This window comes from Mycobacterium gordonae, assembly GCF_002101675.1.
Taxonomy (GTDB): domain Bacteria; phylum Actinomycetota; class Actinomycetes; order Mycobacteriales; family Mycobacteriaceae; genus Mycobacterium; species Mycobacterium gordonae.
This window is the reverse complement of sequence record NZ_LQOY01000036.1, coordinates 1-2,997: the sequence shown is the minus strand read 5'-3', so window position 1 is coordinate 2,997 and position 2,997 is coordinate 1. Positions and strand designations below refer to the sequence as shown.

The 2,997-nt window shown below is 67.4% G+C and carries 4 protein-coding genes; 2 read left to right on the top strand and 2 right to left on the bottom strand.

Annotation, left to right across the window (positions count from 1 at the left end; translation table 11 throughout):
• Nucleotides 1-42: 42 nt before the first annotated feature.
• Complete coding sequence (locus tag AWC08_RS06740; RefSeq protein ID WP_085087528.1) at nt 43-1,215, bottom strand: serine/threonine-protein kinase; 1,173 nt, start codon at nt 1,213-1,215, stop codon at nt 43-45.
• A 479-nt stretch (nt 1,216-1,694) separates the two neighbouring features.
• Here AWC08_RS06740 and AWC08_RS06735 point away from each other — a divergent pair, with 479 nt between their 5' ends.
• Complete coding sequence (locus AWC08_RS06735) at nt 1,695-2,276, top strand: HhH-GPD-type base excision DNA repair protein (RefSeq protein WP_069435574.1); 582 nt, start codon at nt 1,695-1,697, stop codon at nt 2,274-2,276.
• Entirely contained in the window at nt 2,273-2,419 is a 147-nt protein-coding gene (locus tag AWC08_RS06730; protein WP_063892814.1) for a hypothetical protein, read from the top strand. Before AWC08_RS06735 ends, AWC08_RS06730 begins: the two co-directional genes overlap by 4 nt.
• Nucleotides 2,420-2,510: 91 nt before the next feature.
• Here the strand turns inward: AWC08_RS06730 and AWC08_RS06725 are convergent.
• Nucleotides 2,511-2,997, bottom strand: a 487-nt coding sequence (locus tag AWC08_RS06725; protein ID WP_473234611.1) for an Rv1157c family protein, incomplete at its 5' end; no start/stop codon positions are given.

Sequence of the window (2,997 nt, the reverse complement as noted above, 5' to 3'; positions counted from 1 at the left end):
CGCCGGCAGCCTATCTGGTGCGCTTCGGGCCGGAACGAATTATCACCGCCTGCCCGGCGGCATGAACGGAGTCACCCCCGGATCGGTGGCCGCGGTGAGCAGCAACTCCGCGCCGGCCGGCTTGGGCGACAACACGTTACGAAACAGCAGCACACCCCCTGCGACCGCGACGAGCAGAATCACCGCGGCGGCGATCAACCACTTGCGCTTCGACCGGGCCGCCGGCGGCGGCATTTCGGCCCCCCGTTGTGGGGGTGGGTTCCGGCGTGGGGGTGATCCCTGGCGCAGCTGGGTGGGAACCCCTTCGGACGGATCGGTGCCGAGCGGGGCCGCGGCAGTGGCCTCCACCCCGGTGGAGTCCAGTGCGTGTTGGGCGGCGGCGGCCAGCGCTGCGCAGGTGGGGTAGCGCTGGGTGCGGTCTTTGGCCAGGGCGCGCTGGATGACCGCGTCCATGGCCGCGGGTATGCCGGTCTGCCGCGCGGTGGGGCTTTTGCTGGGCAGTGGAACCGGTTGGTGCAGGTGTCCGTATATCAGCTGTTCGGGGGTTTGCCCGGGGTAGGGCACCGATCCGGTCAGCAAGTGATACAGAGTGCATCCCAGGGCGTACACGTCGGCGCGAGCATCCAGGGTGATCGATGCGTCGAGTTGTTCGGGAGCCGCGTACTGCAAGCTGGCATGGAACATGCCGGTCACAGTGAGCGCGGTCCGGTCGTCGAGGGCCTTGGCAATGCCAAAGTCGGCGAGCAGGACGCGTTCGGGCTCACCCGCGATGGGTCGGGTGAGCAGGATGTTGGCGGGTTTGACGTCGCGGTGCAGCACGTCGGCGGCGTGGGCGAAGTCGAGCGCCTTGGCGGTCTCGGCGATGATCCGCACGGCGCGCGTCGCGGGCAAAGGCCCCTCGCGTACCGCCGCGGCAGCGTCGGAGCCGTCGATGTACTGCATCGCGATCCACAACTGCCCGTCCTGGTCACCCCGGTCGTAGACGGCAACGATATTGGGGTGCTCGAGGCGGGCGACGTGGTCGGCCTCACGCAGGAAGCGGGTACGGACGTCGTCGTCTTCGGTCATGGCACGGCTGAGCAGCTTCAGGGCGACGAGTTTCGGTAAGTTCGGGTGGCGGGCCAGGTAGACCGCGCCCATCCCGCCGACACCGAGAAGCCGCTCGATGCGGTAACCGGCAAAGACTTCACCGGGCTGCAACTGCTGGTGCCCCATGACCACCACCTCACCGGGGATGACTGCCGCTCGATTCTCCCACTCTCGGCAGTCGGCACCGCCACTTCAGCGAGTTTTCCCGCCGTCATCGGCTGCACCGAACATCGCTGCGATCGATGGAGCGGTCCAAGATTGCTCAGCTGGGCCGTGACTTTCATATGGCTCAACGATTTTCACGCGCCGGGCCCTGGGCTGCCGGGGTGTCGTCAACGCATTGACCGGTGGAACCTACCGAACTTCCCCGCGTGCTCGGAGTCGGCGGACCTCCGAGGCGGGCTGACCAAGGACCCGCGGAGCCACCAAACGCGGACCGGCCATTGACCCGCGAAGCCTGTCGAGCTGGAAAGTCGACCGCCAGTTGAGGTTGCGGGTGCACGCTCGGCGGCGGTACCTCCCGGGCGTGCGATGACGGTGGCGACACCGGGTTCGGCGGTCGGTCGGTTGGCTACCTCACCGCCACGCAGTCCTACACTGACGGCGTGCCGAAACTGCAGCTTGTTCAAGATCCGGCCGCCGACGCACTGCTGGAATCCAATCCCTTCGCGCTGCTGGTCGGGATGCTGCTTGATCAGCAGATCCCCATGGAAACCGCGTTCGCCGGCCCTAAGAAGATCGCCGATCGGATGGGCGGCGTCGACGCCGCGGAGATCGCCCACTACGACCCGGACAAGTTCGCCGCGCTGTGCTCGGAAAAGCCTGCGGTGCATCGCTTTCCGGGATCGATGGCCAAGCGGATCCAAACGCTGGCGCAGGTCGTCGTCGACCGCTACGAGGGCGACGCCGCGGCATTGTGGACGGCCGGGGACCCCGACGGCAATGAGGTCCTGAAGCGGCTCAAGGCGCTGCCGGGGTTCGGTGAGCAGAAGGCCAAGATCTTTCTCGCCCTCCTCGGCAAGCAGTACGGAGTGACGCCGACCGGGTGGCGCGCCGCAGCGGGGGAGTACGGCAAAGCGGGCACGCGGATGTCTGTCGCCGATATCGTCGATGCCGAGTCACTGGGACAGGTGCGGTCGTATAAGAAGCAGATGAAGGCAGCATCGAAAGGAAAGGCGGCAACGTGAAGACACACATAACGTGTCCGTGCGGCGAAGCCATCGTCGGCAAGGACGAGGACGAGTTGGTCGAACTGACTCAGGCTCACCTGGCCAGCGTCCACCCCGGTCTGGATTACGACCGGGACGCCATCTTGTTCATGGCCTACTGACGCGACGCGGCTTGCCGCGAGCGCGCGCGTGTGTACAACGACACGCCGTGTGCGATGTACATTTGCGCGCGCTCGCGCCGAGGCAAACCCGTTAAGGCACCACCGTGGAGCCGATGGTGGGCATGAACTGGCACTGACGATCCTTCGTGGTGACCTGCCCGAAGATCGTCGACATGATGCTGCCCGAGCCGGTGTCCACGATGGCGGTCAGGGTCGTCGGGCCTTCCCCGTTGATGTCGGTGCGTGGCTTGAGTGTTGCACTGCCCGACTTGCCCGTCGTGAGGTTGATCCACGTGACGTTCAAGGGCAGGCGCTGCACATCCGCGGGCCCCGGGGTGCCGACGGCGGTGAACACGTAGGCGGTCTGGCCCGGTCCGGGTCCCGGTGTCGGGATGGCGGCCGGCCCGGCCACCGAAAGCGCGGTGGCCAGGGCGTTCGTGCCATCCCCGAGGCAATTCGTACCGATCGACGGGTACATGAAGTCCTGGGTGGGCGGGGCGTCAGGACCGAACGACGGAGTCGCGGCGGCCGGGGCCGCTGCGGGCGCGGGCGCCGGGGCAGGCGCGGGAGCCGGGGCC

What these genes read in the sequence shown, in the direction of transcription:
- AWC08_RS06740 (WP_085087528.1), bottom strand. Translation starts at nt 1,215, where the DNA reads ATGGGGCACCAGCAGTTGCAGCCCGGTGAAGTCTTTGCCGGTTACCGC.